The organism is Loktanella sp. S4079, assembly GCF_000967725.1.
Taxonomy (GTDB): Bacteria; Pseudomonadota; Alphaproteobacteria; order Rhodobacterales; family Rhodobacteraceae; genus Yoonia.
In genome coordinates this window covers 1-785 of record NZ_JXYE01000027.1, presented here as the reverse complement: position 1 = coordinate 785, position 785 = coordinate 1, and the positions used below count along the sequence as shown (strand labels likewise).

Here is a 785-nt window from a genome sequence, read left to right as displayed (position 1 = left end):
CTTGATAACAGCGGTTGAACAAGAGACATCTCGTCGCGATCTTCTGTGCTCGTCTTTGGTTCAAATTCAAAGATAAACGAATGACCGGATGGATGGATAGAGACGTCGAACAATCTGCCATCGCCCATCACATCCATGGCAAAAATGCGCGCCACACCTGTGTCGATCCTGATTAGCTGAAGTTTCGTTCGTAGATCGTGAACAGTTTCTTCAGGTAGACAATCATGCAGTCGTCCGCCAACTACCGTAGATGGATCTAAACCAAGCAAGTCTTGAACATTCGCTGATACATGGTTGATCATGAAGTCGCTCGATGTTGATATCAAGCACCCATAGGCTTGAACGGCGCCTAACAGATGGATTGGCTCTCGATCACAATTAGTTAAATCGACCTTTGTGTTATGGTGCGCTGAATGGTGAGTGTCGTCCATTTAAGAAGCTTTCGCAGGATGCATCATGGTGTGATGATAGGTGGAAACAAAGAGCGCAAATATTTGCTTGGTATCCGCAACTATTTTTTCTGCTCGAATTGAACCCGTTTTGACCTGTGATAAGGCATCACAAACCTCGCGCCAAAAAATTGGGTTTGATGGAAGGGTAAAATAAGCCTTCGCATCGCATACGATTGGGTCAGTTGATTGTAGCCAGCGCTGGCGCAGAACTTTTGTACCCATACGAGAACCCCCAAGGACATATTTAGCAGCTAATGGATCAATCTGGTCCAGAGCTGCAAGCTCAAGGAGGAACGGACTTTGTTTCATTGAGTTTAAATCAGTTCGCAGTCC

General features: G+C 45.7%; 2 pseudogenes. Both read right to left on the bottom strand.

Features of this window, described 5'->3' with window-relative positions:
• A pseudogene (locus TW80_RS17440) lies at window positions 1-431 on the bottom strand (HWE histidine kinase domain-containing protein); the annotation flags it as partial.
• Window positions 432-785: pseudogene (locus tag TW80_RS17435) on the bottom strand (hypothetical protein); the annotation flags it as partial. It abuts the pseudogene before it with no gap.